Below are 19,422 nucleotides of genomic sequence, written 5' to 3'. Positions count from 1 at the left end.
CCCGCTCGACTTGCATGTGTTAAGCCTGCCGCCAGCGTTCGCTCTGAGCCAGGATCAAACTCTCACGTTGAAGAGATTGATCTGGCCGATCACGTGTATTCTCAGACGGAGCCTCACATCGACCAAGTGCCAGACGCTTCACAGCGCCAGAACACCCGTCGGTGAGCTCAGAAAGAAGAACAACAGATCGGCACAAGTCTACTCACGCTAGATCTCTCGACCTAGCCGCAAGGACAAACGCCGCCCGCGTCTCCCTTCCTCATTCCAACTTGTCAAAGAACGCCTCGGTCGCCCGAGGCTCATCAGAGGCAAACAGAAGACCGCCCGGCAATCCCGCCGGCCAATCCCGCCGCTTGTCAGAAGATGGCTCAGCGCCCGGTCCACTTCCGCGGCCGGCGCCGATGAACCGGGGTATAGATCCAGGGTTCCCGGCCGTCAACAGGCTTGTTGGCCGGAAAGCCGATTTTCTTGGACTCCGCGGACGACAGCCGTGTGACGCCCGATTCGCGCTCCCGGTGAGCGCGCTAGGCCTCGAGGCTCAGGGTCATGCCGTCATAGGCGGGCGCGATGCCCTCCGGCAGGCGCGTCGCGAGGGCGCCGTAGTCGAGATCCGTGTGCAGGTTGGTGAGGACCGCCCTGCGCGGGCGGACCGACTCGATCAGCGCGAGGGCGTCCGAGACCGAGAAGTGAGTCGGGTGCGGGGTGTCCCGCAAGGCGTCGATGATCAGCAGGTCGAGACCGCGGAGCCGGGCGAGGCTCGTCTCCGGGATCAGGCTGACGTCGGGCATGTAGGCGGCCGCGCCGAAGCGGAAGCCCAGGGCCGCCTCGTTGCCGTGCTCCACCGGGAGTGATTCCACCGTGATCGCGCCCCCCTCCCCCTCCAGGGTCAGGTCGCGGCCGGCGGCGAGGTCGCGCAGGTCGAGGATCGGCGGGTAGGCGCTGCCGGGGGGCGTCTCGAAGCAGTAGCCGAACCGGGCCGTGAGCAGCGACCGCGTCAGGGCGTCGGCGTAGACCGGGATGCGGGCCCGCATGGCGATTACCAGCGGGCGCAGGTCGTCGATCCCGTGGGTGTGGTCGGCGTGGGCGTGGGTGTAGAGCACCCCGTCGAGGCGCGTCACGCCGGCGTCGATGAGCTGCTCGCGCAGGTCCGGAGAGGTGTCGACCAGGAGCGTGGTCCGCCCCGCCCCCGACGCGCGCTCCACCAGGATCGAGCAGCGCCGCCGGCGGTTGCGCGGCTCCGCCGGGTCGCAGGCGCCCCAGCCGCTGCCGACCCGCGGCACCCCGCCGGACGAGCCGCAACCGAGGATGCGCAGGGTCAGGCTCGCCATCCGGATCTCCCGCTCCGACTCGTCACGCAGCGCCCGGGCGCGTTCCGGCGGCCTTGTCGAACAAGGTGAAGAAATTCGCCGTCGTGGTCCGGGCGAAGTCCTCGGCGGTCAGCCCCAGGGTCCCGGCCAGCGACCGGGCGGTGTCGGCCGTGTAGGCCGGCTCGTTGGTCCGTCCCCGGTGGGGCTCGGGGGCCAGGAACGGCGCGTCGGTCTCCACCAGGATCCGGTCGAGGGGCACGGCCCTGGCGATGTCGCGCAGGTCGTGCGAGCGCCGGAACGTGACGATGCCCGAGAAGGACACGTACAGTCCGAGCTCCACCCCGGCTTCCGCCAGCCGCCGCCCCGACGAGAAGCAGTGCAGCACCGCCCGGAACGGCGCTCGGCCCATCTCGTCGGCGAGCACCCGCTCCATGTGGTCGTCGGCGTCCCGGGCGTGGATCACGAGCGGCAGGCCGGAGAGCCGGGCCGCCGCGATATGGGCGCGCAGCACCCGCTCCTGCACGGCCTCGGGGGCGGCGTCGGCGTAGTGGTAGTCGAGGCCCGCCTCGCCGATCCCGACGCAGCGCGGGCTGGCCTGGGCGAGGCCCGCGATCGTCTCGGCGGCGACGTCCGGCTCCTCGGCGGCCCCGTGGGGATGGGTGCCGACCGTGTGCCAGACCGCGGGATGGGCCTCGGCGATCGCCCGGTAGGTGTCGGCCTTGGCGACCCGGGTGGCGATCGTGAGCATGCCGGCGACGCCCGCGGCCTTGGCGCGGGCGATCACGCCCGGGAGGTCGGCGGCGAAGTCCGGGAAGTCGAGATGGCAGTGGCTGTCGATGAGCATCGGGTCTCGGGGCCGTCAGGCGGCCGGATTCTCGGGGCGCTCGAAGCGCGGGAAGATCGGCGCGGGGGCGGGGAGCGCCGTGCCGGGGACGAGCCGGCCCCCCGCCCCCACATCGGCGAGGCCGCGCCGGTCGGCCGGCACCGCCAGCAGGTCGAGGAGCTTGGCCGCCGCCCCCGGCACGAAGGGCTGGGTCAGGATGCCGAAGACGCGCAGGGCTTCCAGCGTCGTGTAGAGCACCGCGTTCATCCGCGCGGGGTCGGACTTGCGGAGCTTCCACGGCTCCTGGGCGGCGAAGTAGCGGTTGGCCTCGGCCACCACGGCCCAGATCTCCGCCAGGACGGTGTGGAGCGCGAGCTCGCCCATGAGGGTCCGGGCCCGTGCCGGCAGGGCGTCGGCCAGGGCCAGCAGGGCCGTGTCGGCCGCGTCCAGGCTGTCCGGATCCGGCACCGCGCCGTCGCAGTTCTTGGCGACCATCGTGAGCGAGCGCTGGGCGAGGTTGCCGAGATCGTTGGCGAGATCGGCGTTGATCCGGCCGATGATCGCCTCGTGGCTGTAGCTGCCGTCGCCGCCGAACGGCACCTCGCGCAGCACGAAGTAGCGCACCGGGTCGACCCCGTAGGTGTCGGCGAGCTCGAACGGGTCGAGGACGTTGCCCAGCGACTTCGACATCTTCTCGCCCTTGGAGAGCAGGAAGCCGTGGCCGAAGACGCGCTTCGGGAGCGGCAGCCCGGCCGACATCAGGAAGGCCGGCCAGTAGACCGCGTGAAACCGGACGATGTCCTTGCCGATCACGTGCAGGTCCATCGGCCAGAATCTTTTTTGGGGGTTCTCCGCGTCGGGGAAGCCGGTGACGGTGAGATAGTTGGTGAGCGCGTCGACCCACACGTACATCACGTGGTTGGGGTGGCCGGGCACCGGCACGCCCCAGTCGAAATTGGTGCGGCTGACCGAGAGGTCCTTGAGGCCGGAGCGCACGAAGCTCGCCACCTCGTTCCGGCGCGTGTCCGGCCCGATGAAGTCCGGCTGATCCGCGTAGAGTTCCAGCAGCCGGTCCTGGTAGGCCGACAGTCTGAAAAGGAAATTCTCCTCCTCCATCCACTCGACCGGCGTGTCGGTGGCGAGGCTGCGGCGGCTGCCATCCTCCAGGAGCCGGGTCTCGGACTCGTCGTAGTAGGCCTCGTCGCGGACCGAGTACCAGCCGGCATACTTGTCGAGGTAGATGTCGCCGTTGGCCTCCATCCGCCGCCAGATCTCCTGGGCGGCGGCGTAGTGGCCGGGCTCGGTGGTGCGGATGAAGCGGTCGTAGGCGCAGTCCATCCGGTCGGCCATGGCCTGGAACCGGGCGGCCGTGCCGTCGACGTAGGCGCGCGGGGTGGTGCCGGCCCGGGTCGCGGCCTGCTGGATCTTCAGCCCGTGCTCGTCGGTCCCGGTGGAGAACAGCACGTTGTAGCCGTCGAGCCGGTGGAAGCGCGCGATCGCGTCGGCGGCGATCACCTCGTAGGCGTGGCCGATATGGGGCGCGCCGTTGGGGTAGGAGATCGCGGTCGAGAGACCGAACGTCTTTCGGGGATTCGCCGGGGCGTTGGACGTCACGTCTGTGGTGTTCCGGATGAGCGCGGGAAGCTGCCCGCGTTGTCGCGCGGCCGGCGCCGGGACGCAACCGTCGCCGCCTGCGGGCGCGACGGCGATCCTCCGCGGCGGCCGGCACCGGACACGCGTGATCGTCCCCGCGCGCGGTGTGGCGCCGGGGGCATGGCCCGGGAGGCGAGCACGAGGGACGCGGGACGCCGCGGGAACCCAGGTGTCGGCCAAATACGCGCGGGATCCGATCCCCGCGGCGCCCCGCGGCATCGACCGGGCATGGTCCCCGGCCGGTGCCGTCTGTCTCGTCGCGGCGTCTCCGACGTCCCGGTCCTGCGACTCCCCGTGAGCGGTCTCGGTCGAGGTGCGTGCACGCCGTGCCCGCAACCCCCGGAACCCGCATCGGCGCCGTGGCCTTCCAGCCGTTCCCCGCCTCGTAGTGGGCGGGTCCGCAGGTCGCTCAGGGTCGGCCCAGAGGCGGGTCGGCGCGGGGGCATTTCCTCACCCCGCCGGGCACAGTGCCGCCCGGTCTCACGCCCGCATCCGAGGCACGCCCCGCACCGGTCCGCCGCCCGGGGCGATGGCGGCTGAGAGCCACCGACGCGGGCGCCGCCCCGTCCCCGGACCCGCACGGTCAGCCACCGGGCGGGCCCCCGAAGGACGCCCCGGGATCGCTCCCGGGCCGCCGCGGACAGGTGCGGTCAGAAAGCACAAAATAGGAACATTGTCAAGGCAATTCGAGCCACGCGCCGCGGTCGACGCCCCTCTCCGTCCTCGCGAGCGCAGCGAAGCGACCCAGGGCGGCGCAACATCGGCGGGCGTCGCGCTGCTGGATTGCTTCGCTCCGCTCGCAAGGACGTCGGTGCCGAAGACTCATCGGCCGCGGGCACTGTCACGTGGGCCGAACCCTGCCGGCGTTCCGTCGCGCCGCCGGATCGGTGCACCACGCACGGCCGCCATCGACGTCACATCGGCCCGGAATGCCGAGCGCCAGCGGACGCAGATCCGTTCGCTAAGTTGTTCTCAGAGCTTGAGAGACGCAGGATCGTGACATATGAGCGATTCGAATCGATATTGCCGAATCTTTGCCGACGAAGTCTCTATAGGGATCGGGCGGACGATCGGCGAAGATTAGATGTATTACTAATCATCAAGAAAATAAATCAATTATTGCTGGATTGGTCGATCGAATATGGGGGTGATGTGATCTATCTGTCGTCGACGTCTTGTCTTCAGGTCACGTTTCGGGGCATCCGGCTCCGCGCAACGGACGGGTCCTCCGGAGGCCGCGCGCCAGCGCCTCTCCAAGCGGCCTGATGCGCCGGGTCTTCTCGACGGCCGGGACACATCCCCGGACGCGCTTCAAGCTCTGGCAGGAGGTCGTCGCCGAACGGATCGGGCCGATCGAGCAGCGGCGGCGCGCCGACGGGCCGTTCGCGGGCGAGATCGAGATCGGCGCCGTCGGCCCGCTGACCTTCAGCCGGATCACCCAGAGCGCCCTCACGACCACGATCACCGCCGATACGGTTCGGCGCCGGCCTGACGGGCTGATCCGCGTGAACTTCCGTCTCGCCGGCGCGTCCACCTTTCAGCAGCACGGCCGCGAGGCGGTGCAGGGGACGGGAGACCTCACCGTCATCGACCATCACCCGGGCGTGCTGGACGCGCGCACGGATGGCCAGACCCTGGTCATGGCCCTGCCGCGGGAGCGCCTCGAGAGCCTGCTCGGACCGGCCCGGCTGTTCGCGGCCCTGACGATGCCCGCCGGATCGGCCACGACCCGCCTGGTGACGACCTTCTTCGGGGATCTGCTCCGGGTGAACCGGCAGCTCTCCCCCGAGGCGGCGGAGCGCATGGCGACCATCGGCGTGGATCTGATCGTGGCCGCGCTCGCGGATCGGATGGCCCGGGAGGTGCCGCATTCCCTGCACGGCAGCGTCGTGGTCCAGCGCGCCAAGGCCCATGTCGAGGCGAATCTCGGCGACCAGACCCTCGATCCGCCCCGGCTCGCCGCCGCGATGGGCGTGTCCCTGCGCCGGCTCCAGGAACTGTTCCACGAGCGCGGCCAGCACATCTCCGACTGGATCTGGGAGCGCCGCCTCGCGGCGGCGGCCAAGCGCCTCTCCGATCCGGGCAGCCTGCACCGCCCGATCGGCGTCGTGGCCTACGAGTGCGGCTTCGCGAGCCAGGCCCATTTCGCCCGGCGCTTCAAGGACCGCCACGGCCTGTCGCCCCGCGCCTACAGGGAGGCGGCCGCCCTGCGGCTGTCCGGCAGCCGGCCGGATCCGTGAGACGTCGCGGCCCCCGCCGCCCTCACCCGGCGCAAACCGCCTCCGGCCGCACCGCTTCCCCGGCCGCGCGCCCCGCCGCGTCGAAGAGCGCGCGGCAATACGCAATCAGGCGGTCGGTCCGGTCCGCGCCGCTCCGGAAGGCGATGTGCCCGTCCGGGCGCACCAGCACGAGCGCCGGCCGGCCCTCCAGCCCGTAGGCGCCGTGTGCCCGGCCGTCCAGATCCGACAGGACGGGCACCTCCGCCGCCGCGATCAGGGGGCCGGCGAGGACGAGCCGCGGACGCAGCCAGGGCCAGGGCGCCACGGCCCGGACCGCCTCCAGAAGGGCGGGCGCCGCCTCCGGCGACCGTCCATCGAAGCACAGGAGCGCCCAGCCCGTCGTCCATCCGTCCGGGTTGTAGAGGAACGGGAACAGGCGCGTGCGCACCCCGTCCCGCGTCACCGGCGCGTCCGGCGCGCGCTGGCCCGGCTTCGGCCCCGGCCGCAGCAGGTGCGTCAGGTTCGCGAGGCCCGACAGGTGATCCGCGTTCAGGAGGCTGCCGGGATAGGCGACGCCCATCTGCTGCATGTCGTCCGTCCCCTGCAGCAGGGAGCCCAGGTTCGGCAGCGCCTTCGCGGCCAGCCCCAGCACCGTGTCGGTGACGGGGCCGCGATAGACGGTCCACCGGAACCCGCGCACCTGCTGGGCGCTCAGCCGGGCGTGCTCGCCGCCGCGCTCGCCGTCGTAGGAGTCGAGGATGGCGGGCGCCGCCTCGCCCCGCAGAGTCATGGCCAGCCGCCACGCGATCTCGACCGCGTCGTGGAGGCCGGCATTCATCCCCTGGCCGCCGATCGGCAGGGACAGGTGCCCGGCATCGCCCGCCAGGAACACGCGGCCCCGCGCGTAGCCGGGGGAGACCCCGTAGGCGAAGCGGCTGTGCGTCAGCCATTGCGGGTCGCTCAGGGTGAGGGTCTCGTCGCCGGTGACCTCCCGGGCGAGGGCCTGGATCTCCGCGAGCGTCGGGTCGCGGTCCGGCACGCCGGCGTCGTCGGCCAGGAAGAACAGCCGGTGGTAGCCGCCCCAGACCGGCATGATGCCGGCGAAGCCGCGCGGGTAGTAGAAGAACCAGAGCTGGTCCGGCTCGGACCCGCGGCGCCAGGACAGCCGGGCGTCGACCTGCCGGTTCATGCAGCCCGCGAGCCGCTCGGGCTCGAAATCCAGGCCGAGCCGGGCGCGGACCGTGCTCCGGGCCCCGTCGGCGGCCACACAGTAGCGGGCGCGCAGCCGCGTCTCCGGCCCGTCCGCGCCCCGCCGGAGGGTCACGGTGACGCCCGCCGCGTCCTGGTCGATGCCGGTCACCGTGCAGCCCCGGTCCAGCCGGCCGCCGCGGGCCTCGAACGCGTCGATCAGGGTCCGCTCGATCACGTCCTGCCCGCTGTACAGGACATCGGGATAGGGGCTGGCGACGTCGGCGATGGGGATCGGCGTCGTCGGCGCGCCGTCGACGAAGAAGTTGATGGTGCGGACCGCGTAGGCGTTCTCCGCCAGGGCGTCGCGCAGGCCGATGCCGGCGAGCAGCTCCTGCGGGCGGGCCCAGAGATTGTTGGCCCGCGAGTACGCCCTGACTTCCGCGCGCTGCTCCAGGACCAGGCACGACACGCCGTGATGGCGCAGGGCGCAGCCCGCGGTCAGGCCGACGGGGCCCGCGCCGACGACGATCACGTCGGCGTCGTAGCCCGGGGCGGCGTGGGCGTCGGTCATCGGTCGGTCTCCTGTCGGCTTTCCTGTCGGGTCTCGTGCGGGGTCTCGTGCGGCGTCTCCTGCCGGGCCTCCGCGGCGATGGACGCGATGGCGGCGCGGGAGGCGCCGATCCGCCGCTGCAGGCCCTGCAGCAGCGCGGCGGCGGCCTCGACGGCCTCGGGCGCGAGGCCCTCGGTGAGCCCGTCCGACCAGAGGGCGTTGCGCGCCATCGCCTGCCGGTAGGCCTCCGCGCCCCGCGGGGTCATGGCGACGAGGGGCGCGCGGCGGTGGTGGGGGTTGGGCGCGAGCCGGATCAGCCCGTCGGCCCGCATCTCGCCGACGAGGCGCTGCACCGACTGGCGGGCGAGGCCCATGTTGCGGGCGATGTGGGCGACGGGCAGCGGCGCCGGCGCGAGGGCGATGGCCCCCAGCACCTGCCAGCGGGCGCTGGTGAGCCCGAGATCCTGCACCAGCGTGTCGCCGGCCGCGAGCAGGTCGCCGTTGAGGCGGAACACCGCGACCACGAGGTCCGACAGGGCGTGCCGGGTCCGGTCGCGGTCGCGGGCTGTCCGAGGCGGGTCGGGCTCCATGGGGCACGTCCTGGCGGCAGGATGTTGTCAGAATGACAGTATGCTGTCATCGCGCGGGCAACGGCGCCGGGGCCGGACGGTTCCACGCCGGTGGCGGGCCGGATCCGGATGTCGGATACGGGCGACGGGGACGGGTGCCCGCCGGGCCCTAAGCCACCGCCGCGAGATCCCCGAACAGCGACAGCACGACCGGGCGCCGGTCGAGGTTGTAGATCGCCGCCTCCCGGGCGGCGCGGCCGAACCGGTCGGCGACCTCCACCAGGGCCGCGAGGCGGGCGGGGGGCTCATCCCGGCGCCGGTCGATCTCGGCCGAGACGAAGCGCAGCACCGCGTCCTGGGCGGCCTCGAACCGCGCCTCGGCGTCGCGGCCCGCCAGGGTCTCGGCGAGCTTGAGCACCCGGCCCCAGTCGGGCGTGCGCGCCCGCGCCAGCAGGGTCTCGATCTCGGCCACGAGGCCGGCGGTGACCGGATCGAGCATCGCGAGCGCGCGGGCGACCGAGCCCTCGCACTGGGCCAGCGCCCGGGCCAGGGCGGTCTCGTCGGGCTGCGCGAAGGGCTCGGGCAGGCCGCGCACCACCCGGGCGACGTCCTCGGCCGGGAGGGGGCGCAGCATCAGCGCCCGGCAGCGGGAGCGGATGGTCGGCAGCAGCCGGCCGGGCTGGTGGGACAGGATCAGGAACAGCGCGCGGGGCGGCGGCTCCTCCAGCACCTTCAGCAGCGCGTTGGCGGCGTTGGCGTTCAGGTCCTCGGCGCTGTCGAGGATGCAGACGCGCCAGCCCGAATCCGCGGCCGTCGAGGCGAACAGGTCGAGGGCGCGGCGCACGGCGTCGACCGAGATCTTGGTCGGCAGCGTCTTGGCGCCGGCGCTCCGGTGGCGGCGCAGGACCACGAGGTTCGGGTGCGACAGGCCCGCCACCTTGCCGAGGACGGCGTCGCCCGCCGGCACGGCGAGGCCCGTCGGGCCCCCGCCCCCCGGGTAGGCGAGCAGGCGCCGGGCGACCCGGTAGGCCAGGGTCGCCTTGCCGATGCCGGGGGCGCCGCCGATCAGCCACGCGTGGTGCAGGCGCCCCGCCGCGATGGCGGCCGCGAAGGCGTCGGCCGCGGCCGCGTGGCCGACGAGCCCGAGGGTCTCGCGCGGGCGCGGGATCCCGGCGAGGTCCCCGGGCTCGACGTCGTCGGCGGCGCGGTCGGTGGGCTTCACGGGGCGGGTCTCACGGGGCGGGCTTCACGGGCGGGCTTCATGGAGTGGGTCTCACGGCGCGGGCCGGCGGGCTCCGATCTGGGCGGCGCGCCCGCGCGACTGCTTACACGGCCGCCGGCCAGGATGGGACCGGTCGGGCCGGGACCGGCCACGCCCGTACGGCCGCTCACGCGGCGTCGCCGCTCCGGCCCGCCCCCGCCGGCCGGTCGGGCAGGAGCGCCGGCAGCCGGGACGCGACGGCGGCGCGGATCGCCGCCTCGACCGCGTCGGGATCGCGGGCCGCGTCGATCACCGCGCAGCGCCCCGGTTCCGCCCGGGCGATCGCCAGGAAGGCCTCCCGCAGCCGGACGTGGAAGTCGAGGGCCTCGGCCTCGAACCGGTCGGCCCCCTGCCCCGTCCGGGCGCCGCGCCCGGCCGCGCGGGCGAGGCCGGCCTCGGGGGCGAGGTCGAGGATCAGGGTGAGGTCGGGCCGGGTCGGGCCGACCACGACCCGCTCCAGGGCGTCCACGAGCCCGGGATCGAGCCCCCCGGCGGCGCCCTGGTAGGCCCGGGTCGAGTCGATGAACCGGTCGCACAGCACGGTCTCGCCCCGGCGGAGCGCCGGGCGGATCAGCCGGTCGAGATGGTCGATCCGGGCGGCGCTGAACAGCAGGGCCTCCGCGAAGGGGCCGTAGGGCTTGGCGACGCCGTCGAGCAGCGCCGTGCGGATCTCCTCCGCCCGCGGCGAGCCGCCGGGCTCGCGCGTCACGCAGACGGGCCGCCCCGAGCGCGCGCGCAGGGTCGCGGCGAGGCGGGCGATCTGGGTCGACTTGCCGGCCCCCTCCCCGCCCTCGACGGTGATGAAGGTGCCGCCCGCCCCGGCGGGATCCCCGGACAGCGGCCCGGTCACGCGCGCGCCGTCACGACGGGTTGGCCGCCCCGGCAGCACCCTTGTCCCCGCCCTTGTCGGTTCCCTTGTCGGTTCCCTTGCCGGCCCGGTCGAAGGCCTTGCGGACGAGGCCGGTGCCGAATTCCAGCGCCGCGTCCATCGCCCGCTGCGACAGGGTGCCGGGCTCCACCGCGGCGCCGGCGAAGAGCGGCTGGTCGAGGGCGACGGTGTCGCCGCGCTGGACGCGCAGGATCCCGACCCGCTGGCCCTCCTCCACCGGGGCGATGAGCGGCCCGGTATAGATCGCCCTGGCGCTGACCCGGTCGCTGGAGCCCCGCGGCAGCAGCACCCGCACGGGCTTCTTCGCCACCAGCGGCACCGAGCCCGACTGGCCGCCGAACACCGAGGCCTCGGCCACGGTCTCGCCCGGCGCGAAGACCTGCCGGGGCTCGAAGGCGCGGAACCCCCACTCCATCAGCTTGCGCGACTCGGAGGCGCGGTCCCGGGCGGTCTTGAGCCCCGAGACCACCAGCACGAGCCGCTGGCCGTTCTGCACCGCCGAGCCGGTGAGCGCGTAGCCGGATTCCTCCAGGTAGCCGGTCTTGAGCCCGTCCGCGCCGATGTCGAGGGCGAGCAGCGGGTTGCGGTTCTGCTGGCGGATCTTGTTCCAGGTGAACTCCTTCTCGGCGAAGATCTTGTAGTAGTCCGGGTAGGTGTCGATGATGTGCAGCGCGAGCTTCGCCATGTCCCGGGCCGTGACCTTCTGGTCGGGCGCCGAGTAGCCGGTGGCGTTGCGGAAGGTCGAGTTCGTCAGCCCGATCTCCTTGGCGCGCTGGTTCATCAGCCCGGCGAAGGCCTCCTCGGAGCCGGCCATGTTCTCCGCGATGGTGATGGCCGCGTCGTTGCCCGACTGCACGATCAGGCCGCGCAGCAGGTCCGCCATCTTGATGCGGCTGTTCACCTGCGCGAACATCGACGAGCCGCCGCCCCCGGCCCCGCCGCGCTTCCACGCGTCCTCGGTGACGGTGAACTCCGTGTCCATCGACAGGCGGCCGGATTTCAGCGCCTCGAACACGATGTCGGTGGTCATCAGCTTGGCCATGCTGGCCGGCGAGAACCGCTCGTCGGCGGCCTTCTCGAACAGGACCGAGCCGGAATCGGCGTCGATCAGGATCGCGTGCGGGGCCGCGGTCTGGAAAGTCTGCGCGGCGGCGGCGGCGAGGCCCGCGCCCAGCGCGCAGGCGGCCGCGAGAAGGGTGAGAAGGGGTCTGCGCATCACCGTTCCGTCCCGCGCCTGCCGTCGGGCCGGAAGCGTCCCGCCCGTATCCCAATAACAAGCGTGACCATATTACGGTTTCGGCGCCGGATCGAATGCGAAATGCCGCATCGGCCGCCACATCGACCGCCACATGGGCCGCCGGACCCGTCGGGCGGCCGCGGGTCGGCCCGGGCGCCGCCGTCAGTAGATCCCGGCGAGGCGGGCGTGTCCCGCCTTGCCGGCGGTCTTGGTGGCCGGCCCCTTGGCGGCGGGGGCCTTTGGGGCGGTCTTGGCAGAGGTGGTCGCGGAGCCGTTCGCGGCCGGCGCACCGGCCTTCGTGGCCGACGCCCTGGCCGGCACCGCGGCGAGGCGCGCCATGGCGAGCTTGGCCGAGGCCGGCATCGCGGCGGGCATCGCGGCCGGGGATGCGCCGTGCGGCGCGGAGGACGGGCCCGACGACGCCTTGGCGAGCTTCACGGTCCCGGGCGCCGGGACCGCCCGGCGATGGACCTCGGCGAGGGCCGGGCCGGCCTTCGGGCCGGCCTTCCCGGCGGCATGACCGTGCGCTGGCGGCGCGGCCGGGGCGAGGCCGGGGGTGTGGGCCGGGTTGAGGCCCGCGACCTTCAGGGTCCCGGCCCCGAGGCCGCCCCTGGCGGCGACGGCCGGCACGGGGGCGGGCCGGAACTCGCGCACCCGCGGGGCGGTGGGCTGCACGGCCGCCGGGACCGTCACGGCGGCCGAGGCCAGCACGATCGGCGCGCGCACCGGCGCCGTCCGCTCGGGCCGGGCGGCCGGGGCCTCGGCGGGCGCCTTCCCGGCCTCCGTCCCGCTCTCCTCTGTCTCCTGGGCGGGCCTGAAGGCCAGAGCCGGGGCTGAGCGCGTGTAGCGCTCGGTGTCCTCCGTCGGGCCGAGATCGGCCATCATCACGGTCGAGCGGCCGGCCGGCCGCCCGTCGGTGCGCAGGCTCGCGAGGAGCTTGCGGTCGTCGCTGCCGGCCACCGAGGCCTTGCCGACATACTCGACGCGCACCCGCGCTGTGCCCCTGCGGTGGAAGCCCAGCGCTTCGGCCGCATCCTCCGACACGTCCATGACCCGGCCGGCATGGTAGGGGCCGCGGTCGTTGACGCGCACCAGCATCGAGTAGCCGTTCTCGAGGTTCGTCACCCGGGCGTAGCTCGGCAGCGGCAGGGTCGGGTGGGCGGCGGCGATCGAGTGGCGGTCGAAGACCTCGCCGTTGGCGGTCATGCGGCCGTGGAAGGCCGAGCCGTACCAGGAGGCGAGCCCCTCGCGCACGTAGCCGCTCGGATTCTCCTTCGGCACGTAGGTCTGGCCGGCCACCACGTAGGGCTTGCCGGTGTAGCGGCGCCCGCCGCCCTTCGGGATCACGTCGCCCTCGTTGTAGAGGCGCGGGCTCGCCTTGACCCCGTATTTCGGGTCGATCCCGTTCCCGGCGGCGAGCTTCTGCTGGGGCGAGGTCGCGCAGTTGGCCGTGGCCAGGGCCACGCCCGAGACGGCGATGAGCCGCAGGGCGAGGCGCGCCGGCCGGGGAAGCGTCGTGCGCACCATCGTGGGGTTCACCAAACTCTACGCGTGAGCGGGGCCCGACCGGACCGGAGCCGGCCGCGTGCACGGGGCCGCGATCGGTCCACCCAGATTTGTAGCGGTCGCGTAAAGGAAGCCTGAACGATGGGCTGCGGCCGGGTTCAGGAAGCGGGCCGCGCGGCCGGTCGGTTCTCGAGCATTGCGTGCGGATCGACGGGCAACATCTTGTTCGGGAACGGATTCTTTAAATTCTCACTGGCGCGCCCGTCCGACCGCCCCCGGGCGCGACGCTCCACTTTTCCGTGTGGGAGCGGGGCCAGGATCGCGATGGCTCGGGACCGAGCCGGTGCGGAGGCCGCGGGCCGCTTGATCCGCGCCGGCCCGCCGCTGCGCCGCGGTCCCGGAGGGCCGGAAGGCGCCGCGCGCAGCAGCGGCACGCTCCGGAGCGGCCGCGCCGCCCCGGGTGTAGGCCGAGTCCGCCTTCAGCGGGACTGCGTGTCGGTGAGCTGCCCGATCGACTGGGCGCCGCGCTGCTTGAACAGCAGGTCGAGGCCTTCCAGCATCAGCGCGTGCATCTTGGTCCGCTCGGCGTAGGCGAGGTCGCGCAGCTGGTCGTAGACCGGCGGCTCCAGGTAGACCGACATCTGGCGGGCGCGCTGCTTGAGCGTGGCCGCCTGCTTCGGCGCCGGGGGCGCGAGGGTGAGCGACACGATCTCGGCGCCCTGCGGCCGGGCCGCCTGGGGCCGGGCCGGCGGGCTCGCCGACGCCACGATCGCCGCGAGGCTGAGCTTAGGCGGCTTGGACATGCTGGCCCGTCCTCAGGGACTGCGTGCGGCGCTCGATCCACGACCAGAGGCGGCGGACCTCGCCGGCGGCCTGGCCCTTGGGGTTGAACTCGGTGACGCCCTGGCCGAGGCCGATCGCGTCCTGGTGGTCGGTGCGGGCGACGATGTTCACGTCGGGCAGGATGCCCAGCACCGCGAGCCCGTCCGCGGCGTCGCGGACCCGGTAGGAGCGCGGCGGGGTCTGGTTCAGCACGAAGGCGAACTTCTTCTCCAGCCGGTAGACGGCGGCCAGGGTCGGCTTGAACGCCCGCAGGTCCGCGGGGGTCGGCCGGCACGGGATGATGCACAGATCCGCGGCGCGGATCGCCGAGAGGGTGCCGGTGGAATCGACGCCCGGCGTGTCGATGAACACGTAGTCGTAGGCGGAATCGCGCAGGCGCTCCATCACGGCGTCGATCTGGGTGGCGTCGATCTGCGCCACCTCGGGACCGTCGGCCGTGCGGTGGTCCAGCCAGTCGGAGATCGTGGCCTGCCGGTCCATCTCCAGGATGCAGACCGTGTGGCCCGCCTCCCGGGCGGCCACCGCCAGGGAGATGCACAGCGTGCTCTTGCCGCTGCCGCCCTTCTGCGTGACGAAGGTGATCGCTTTCATCCCGGGCGTCCTCCAGAAGGCCCCATGCATCCGTCCGGGCGCCCGCAACTGCCGGTCGCCGCGCCGTCTGTGCCAACCTCAGGTATGGGATTCGCGGCGTGCCGCGATCCTGTGACCCAAGGATGTCGGGGCACAGGTTGGGGCCGACATGGTTAACGAGCCGTTAAGACAACGGTCCCTCCCGGATATCCCCGCCCAGTGCGGCAGCAGGACAGCAGTCTAAACTTCAAGTTAAGATTCTTGGCATATAGAGGGTTAACAGCCTTTCCAGCGACGCCCGGATACCGTAGCGTGAGCGCGGGTGAGACGAGGAGCTTGGTGGGGGTGAAAACCTCAAGTTTAAAGACAAGGATCGCCCCATCGAGGAATGGCATGTCCGAAGCCCCGATCCCGCAATCCATTCTGGAGGCCTCCGGCGTCGTGGGCACCTGGGCCCACGATTACTGGGCGGGGCAGCTGGCGCTCTCGGCCCCGCTCGCGGATCTGCTCGGACTGGACCCCGAGGCGGCCGCCGCCGGCGTGTCCCTGGAGGCCTTCCTCGACCGCACCCATCCCGAGGACCGCGTCCGGATCGAGAGCTATCTCCACGCGGTGGCCGAGACCGGCGGTCCCGTCGAGGCGGAGTTCCGCACGAAGGACACCCGCACCGGGATCCGCACGCTGCTGATGCGCGGCCGGATCGAGCGCGACCCCGCCGGCGGGGCGACCCGCGGGCGCGGCATCGCCATCGACCGCACCGAGGAGCAGGCCGCCAACCTCGTGCAGAGCGAGCGGGTGGTGAACCGGATGGCCGAGCACGTCATCGCCCTGCGCGACCTCGCCCGCGCCCTGCACCGGCCGTCGCTCACCGACCGGATCGAGCACCTGATGATCGAGATCGGCTTCGAGCTCGCCCGCTTCCTGCCCGAGCCCGAGGACGAGCCGCGCCACTGAGCGCGCCACTGAGCGCGCCACTGAGCGCGCCACTGAGCGCGCCACTGAGAGCGCGACGGGGCGCGGAAGCCTCGCCGGACCGATTGATCGCGCCCGTTCCGGCAAGCTACTGTCCCGGCAACACTTTGCCGGGAGGACGGGGATGGCCCGCGACACGATCTACGACCGCGACCTCGACCGCGTCCCGGCCAACCACCAGCCGCTGACGCCCCTGCTCTACCTGGACCGGGCCGCGCGGGTGTTTCCCGACCACGTCGCGGTGGTCCACGGCCCCCTGCGGCGGCCCTACCGGGAGGTCTACGCCCGGGCCCGCCGCCTCGCCTCGGCGCTGGCGGCGCGCGGGATCGGCCGCGGCGACACCGTGGCGGCGCTGCTCGCCAACACCCCCGAGATGATCGAGTGCCACTACGGCGTGCCGATGACCGGGGCGGTGCTCAACACCCTCAACACCCGCCTCGACGCCGACGCGATCCGCTTCTGCCTGCAGCACGGCGAGGCGAAGGTGCTGATCACCGACCGCGAGTTCTCCCGGACGGCCGCCGGGGCCCTGGAGGGGCTGGAGCCCAAGCCCTTCGTGATCGACGTCGACGATCCCGAGTACGACGGCCCGGGCGCCCGCCTGGGCGCGACCGACTACGAGGCCTTCCTGGCCGGCGGCGACCCGGAGCACGACTGGCGGCTGCCGGACGACGAGTGGGACGCGATCACCCTGAACTACACGTCGGGTACCACCGGCGACCCGAAGGGCGTGGTCTACCACCATCGCGGGGCGGCGCTGCTGGCCCTCGGCAACGTCATCACGGGCGGGCTCGGCCAGCACCCGGTCTATCTCTGGACCCTGCCGATGTTCCACTGCAACGGCTGGTGCTTCCCCTGGACCCTGTCGATCGTGGCCGGGACCCATGTCTGCCTGCGGCAGGTGCGGGCCGAGACGATGTACCGGCTGATGGCCGAGCACGGGGTCACGCATCTCTGCGGCGCGCCGATCGTCATGCAGATGCTGATCAACGCCCCCGATGCCGAGCGCCGCGACCTGCCCCGGCGCGTCGCCTTCTTCACCGCCGCGGCCCCGCCGCCGGAGGCGGTGCTGGCCGGCATGTCGGAGGCCGGGTTCGACGTGACCCACCTGTACGGCCTGACCGAGAGCTACGGCCCGGCGGTGGTCAACGCCTGGCACGCCGACTGGGACGCGCTGGCGGCCGACCAGCGGGCGGCCCGGAAGGCCCGCCAGGGCGTGCGCTACCCGGTGCTCGAGGCCCTCGACGTGCGCGACCCGGAGACGCTGGAGCCGGTGCCCGCCGACGGGGCGACGATCGGCGAGGTGATGATGCGCGGGAACGTGGTGATGCGCGGCTACCTCAAGAACCCGGCGGCCACGCAGGCCGCCTTCAAGGGCGGCTGGTTCCGCACCGGCGACCTCGGGGTGAAGCACCCGGACGGCTACGTGCAGCTCAAGGACCGCTCGAAGGACATCATCATCTCGGGCGGCGAGAACATCTCGTCGATCGAGGTCGAGGACGCCCTGTTCAAGCACCCGGCGGTCGCCGCGGCCGCGGTGGTGGCCAAGCCCGACGCGAAGTGGGGCGAGACGCCCTGCGCCTTCGTCGAGCTCAAAGCCGGCGCGACCCCCACGGCCGACGAGCTGATCCAGTGGTGCCGGGGGCGGCTGGCCTCCTACAAGCTCCCCCGCCACGTGGTCTTCGGCGAACTGCCGAAGACCTCCACCGGCAAGGTGCAGAAGTTCATCCTGCGCGAGCGGGCCCGGCAGGACGGGGCCTGATCCGCGCCCGGCCCGGCACCCGTCGATCGGAGCGGCGGGCCGGTCAGGCCTGCGGCGGATCCCGGCGGTCGACGCGCACCGGCACCGGCACGGGCTTCGGGGCGGACCCGGCGTCGCGGAGGTCGGCCAGGATCTGGGCGACGAACGCCTGGAGCGACACGAGGCTGAACAGGGTGATCGACGCGACCAGGGCGGCGGAGACCAGGGTCTTGGCGGTTTCGGGATCCACGGCGGGAGTCCTTGGCTTCGCCCCGCCGCGGGCGATCCGGGCGGGGGGCGCCGCTGTGGCGCCGGTGCCTCCCCAAGGTGGGCGCGCCGCCCGCGCCGCGCCAGCGCCGCCGCGGTCGCGCCTGGCATGCGCGGAGGGCCGGGCTCGGCCGCGATCCCGGTCGCCGCGACGCTTCGTCCGGCCGGGGATGATCGCGCGGGACCGTGCAGCTTTCCTGGCTGGTGGAACGTTGCGTTTCCCGCAATAAGCGCCGGCGCGGAGCGGCGCGCATCCGGGAGAGACGGCATGGCCGGCAGCGGCATCGCGGGCGGCATCGCGAACGGCACCGCGAACGGCACCCGCGCGGCGCTGCGCGCCGCTCAGGGGCTGATCCTGGCCGCCGGACTGGGAACTGTGCTGGGAGCCGGGCCTGTCGCGGGCCCCGCCCGGGCGCAGGGGCCCGTCCCGGCCCAGCCCGCGCCCCTGCCCGCCCCCCAGCCCGCGACGCCTCCGAACGCCCCGCCCCGGAGCGCGGCGCCCGCCCCCGCCGCGCCGGGAGCGGCGGCGGAGCCGGGCCCGGCCGAGCCGGTGACCCGCGCCGGCTACTTCTACATCGGCGGCCGCTACCAGAAGCTCGGCGACAAGACCGTGATGGTCGGCCAGATGTTCGTGCAGTCGCGCACCCCGGCCCGGGTCACGCAGCCCTACCCGGTGGTGATGGTCCACGGCCTCGCCCAGACCGGCGTGAACTACCTCGCCACCGCGGACGGCCGCCCGGGCTGGGTGCAGCGCTTCGTCGAGAAGGGCTACCAGGTCTACGTGGTCGATCAGGTCGGGCGCGGGCGCTCGGGCACCAACCCGGAGGTCTACGGCCCCTACGACCGGCTCGGCACCCGCAGCCTGGAGCGCACCCACACGGCGCCCGAGGTCTACGACCTCTACCCGCAGGCCAAGCTCCACACCCGCTGGCCGGGCGGGGCCGGCGTGCAGGGCAACGCCGCCTTCGACCAGTTCTTCGCCAGCCAGGTCCCGTTCCTCGCCAACAGCCAGCAGACCGAGGAGCTGGTCGACCCGGCGCTCGTGGCGCTGCTGGACAGGATCGGGCCGGCGATCCTGCTCACCCACGGTCAGGCGGCCCTGTTCGGCTGGGCGGCCTCGGACGCGCGGCCGGACCTCGTGAAGGCCCATGTCGCCGTCGAGCCCAATGGCCCGCCCTTCTTCGACGTGCAGTTCCGCGGCGGCAAGGAGTTCTGGGAGAAGACCGGCGACGGGCGCGCCCGCGCCTACGGGCTGACCCGCATGCCGCTGACCTTCGACCCGCCGGTCCGGGCGCCCGAGGACTTGACGGTGGCGCAGGCGGCCAAGGGGTCCGATTCCAAGTCCGACAGGGCGGCGGACGGGCGGATCCGCTGCTGGCTGCAGGGCGAGCCCGTCCGGTCCCTGCCGAACCTCGCCAAGGTGCCGGCCGTGGTGGTGACCGCGGAGGCCTCCTTCCACGCGACCTACGACGACTGCACCGTCGCGTTCCTGACCCAGGCCGGCGCCAGGCCGGACGTGGTCCGGCTGGCCGACCGCGGCCTCCACGGCAACGGCCACATGATGATGCTGGAGACGAACAGCGACGCCGTCGCGGACGTCCTGGCCGGCTGGCTCGCGGACCGGGTGAAGTAGCCGCGCGGGACCGCCCCCCGCCCCACCACCGATACGTGTCGCTACGGCAACAGGCGTCGCCTTCCGCGTGAAGGCCGCTTGCGGCCGCGTCCGGCTGCCCGTAGTCCGGATGGAGAAAGATCAAGTTTTACAGTACTTTATCACAATTCTAAACAGCGCGGCCGAGACGCCGGGGTGGCCCCCGGCGCGCG

At 73.2% G+C, this 19,422-nt stretch carries 16 protein-coding genes and 1 rRNA gene; 4 read left to right on the top strand and 13 right to left on the bottom strand.

Translation table 11 applies throughout. The features are described 5' to 3' along the window. The 4 genes from ACLBX8_RS25750 to metG form a co-directional block, all read right to left on the bottom strand. Positions 1-70 (bottom strand): 16S ribosomal RNA (locus ACLBX8_RS25750); the annotation flags it as partial. A gap of 454 nt (positions 71-524) precedes the next feature. Next, the gene (locus ACLBX8_RS25745) at positions 525-1,328 is read right to left on the bottom strand and encodes an MBL fold metallo-hydrolase (protein ID WP_447701330.1); all 804 of its coding nucleotides are present in this window, start codon (positions 1,326-1,328) and stop codon (positions 525-527) included. A 22-nt stretch (positions 1,329-1,350) separates the two neighbouring features. Then, entirely contained in the window at positions 1,351-2,151 is an 801-nt protein-coding gene (locus tag ACLBX8_RS25740; RefSeq protein WP_447715964.1) for a TatD family hydrolase, read from the bottom strand. A gap of 15 nt (positions 2,152-2,166) precedes the next feature. Continuing rightward, on the bottom strand, positions 2,167-3,744 hold the full coding sequence (gene metG / locus ACLBX8_RS25735) for a methionine--tRNA ligase (RefSeq protein WP_447715963.1): 1,578 nt from the start codon (positions 3,742-3,744) through the stop codon (positions 2,167-2,169). A 1,304-nt stretch (positions 3,745-5,048) separates the two neighbouring features. On the opposite strand from metG, the gene ACLBX8_RS25730 reads away from it, so the two are divergent. Further along, positions 5,049-6,023, top strand: a complete 975-nt coding sequence (locus ACLBX8_RS25730) for a helix-turn-helix domain-containing protein (RefSeq protein WP_447715962.1) — start codon at positions 5,049-5,051, stop codon at positions 6,021-6,023. Between the two features lie 22 nt (positions 6,024-6,045). Here ACLBX8_RS25730 and ACLBX8_RS25725 read toward each other — a convergent pair whose 3' ends face one another. The 8 genes from ACLBX8_RS25725 to ACLBX8_RS25690 form a co-directional block, all read right to left on the bottom strand. After that, positions 6,046-7,764, bottom strand: coding sequence for an FAD-dependent monooxygenase (locus ACLBX8_RS25725; protein WP_447715961.1), 1,719 nt, complete (start codon positions 7,762-7,764; stop codon positions 6,046-6,048). Next, positions 7,761-8,333: a MarR family winged helix-turn-helix transcriptional regulator gene (locus ACLBX8_RS25720; protein ID WP_447715960.1), complete on the bottom strand. Its 573-nt coding sequence runs from the start codon at positions 8,331-8,333 to the stop codon at positions 7,761-7,763. The genes ACLBX8_RS25725 and ACLBX8_RS25720 overlap by 4 nt, the downstream gene beginning before the upstream one ends. Positions 8,334-8,481: 148 nt before the next feature. After that, on the bottom strand, positions 8,482-9,534 hold the full coding sequence (locus ACLBX8_RS25715; protein ID WP_427508466.1) for a DNA polymerase III subunit delta': 1,053 nt from the start codon (positions 9,532-9,534) through the stop codon (positions 8,482-8,484). A gap of 166 nt (positions 9,535-9,700) precedes the next feature. Further along, entirely contained in the window at positions 9,701-10,423 is a 723-nt protein-coding gene (gene tmk / locus ACLBX8_RS25710; protein ID WP_447715959.1) for a dTMP kinase, read from the bottom strand. Positions 10,424-10,433: 10 nt separating this feature from the next. Then, positions 10,434-11,678 carry a D-alanyl-D-alanine carboxypeptidase family protein gene (locus ACLBX8_RS25705; RefSeq protein WP_020095558.1) on the bottom strand — a complete coding sequence of 415 codons (1,245 nt, stop codon included), beginning with the start codon at positions 11,676-11,678 and terminating at the stop codon, positions 10,434-10,436. A 183-nt stretch (positions 11,679-11,861) separates the two neighbouring features. After that, positions 11,862-13,226, bottom strand: a complete 1,365-nt coding sequence (locus ACLBX8_RS25700) for a septal ring lytic transglycosylase RlpA family protein (RefSeq protein WP_447715966.1) — start codon at positions 13,224-13,226, stop codon at positions 11,862-11,864. Between the two features lie 458 nt (positions 13,227-13,684). Further along, on the bottom strand, positions 13,685-14,008 hold the full coding sequence (locus tag ACLBX8_RS25695) for a ribbon-helix-helix domain-containing protein (protein ID WP_020095560.1): 324 nt from the start codon (positions 14,006-14,008) through the stop codon (positions 13,685-13,687). Beyond that, positions 13,992-14,639 (bottom strand): ParA family protein, encoded by a 648-nt coding sequence (locus ACLBX8_RS25690; protein ID WP_012318487.1) that lies wholly within the window; start codon positions 14,637-14,639, stop codon positions 13,992-13,994. The genes ACLBX8_RS25695 and ACLBX8_RS25690 overlap by 17 nt, the downstream gene beginning before the upstream one ends. A 372-nt stretch (positions 14,640-15,011) precedes the next feature. Here ACLBX8_RS25690 and ACLBX8_RS25685 point away from each other — a divergent pair, with 372 nt between their 5' ends. Together ACLBX8_RS25685 and ACLBX8_RS25680 are read left to right on the top strand one after the other, a co-directional pair. Next, a complete protein-coding gene (locus ACLBX8_RS25685; RefSeq protein ID WP_020095561.1) occupies positions 15,012-15,572 on the top strand; it encodes a PAS domain-containing protein in 561 nt (186 codons plus the stop codon). Between the two features lie 142 nt (positions 15,573-15,714). Next, positions 15,715-17,352: an acyl-CoA synthetase gene (locus ACLBX8_RS25680; protein ID WP_056524616.1), complete on the top strand. Its 1,638-nt coding sequence runs from the start codon at positions 15,715-15,717 to the stop codon at positions 17,350-17,352. A gap of 43 nt (positions 17,353-17,395) precedes the next feature. Here ACLBX8_RS25680 and ACLBX8_RS25675 read toward each other — a convergent pair whose 3' ends face one another. Further along, entirely contained in the window at positions 17,396-17,581 is a 186-nt protein-coding gene (locus tag ACLBX8_RS25675; RefSeq protein ID WP_056524620.1) for a hypothetical protein, read from the bottom strand. A gap of 285 nt (positions 17,582-17,866) precedes the next feature. Here ACLBX8_RS25675 and ACLBX8_RS25670 point away from each other — a divergent pair, with 285 nt between their 5' ends. After that, positions 17,867-19,231 carry an alpha/beta hydrolase gene (locus tag ACLBX8_RS25670; RefSeq protein ID WP_447715958.1) on the top strand — a complete coding sequence of 455 codons (1,365 nt, stop codon included), beginning with the start codon at positions 17,867-17,869 and terminating at the stop codon, positions 19,229-19,231. The last annotated feature ends 191 nt before the right edge of the window (positions 19,232-19,422 follow it).

Source organism: Methylobacterium sp. D48H, from assembly GCF_053345715.1.
Note: the sequence above shows the minus strand (reverse complement) of the source record. Positions and strands in the feature narration are given on the sequence as shown.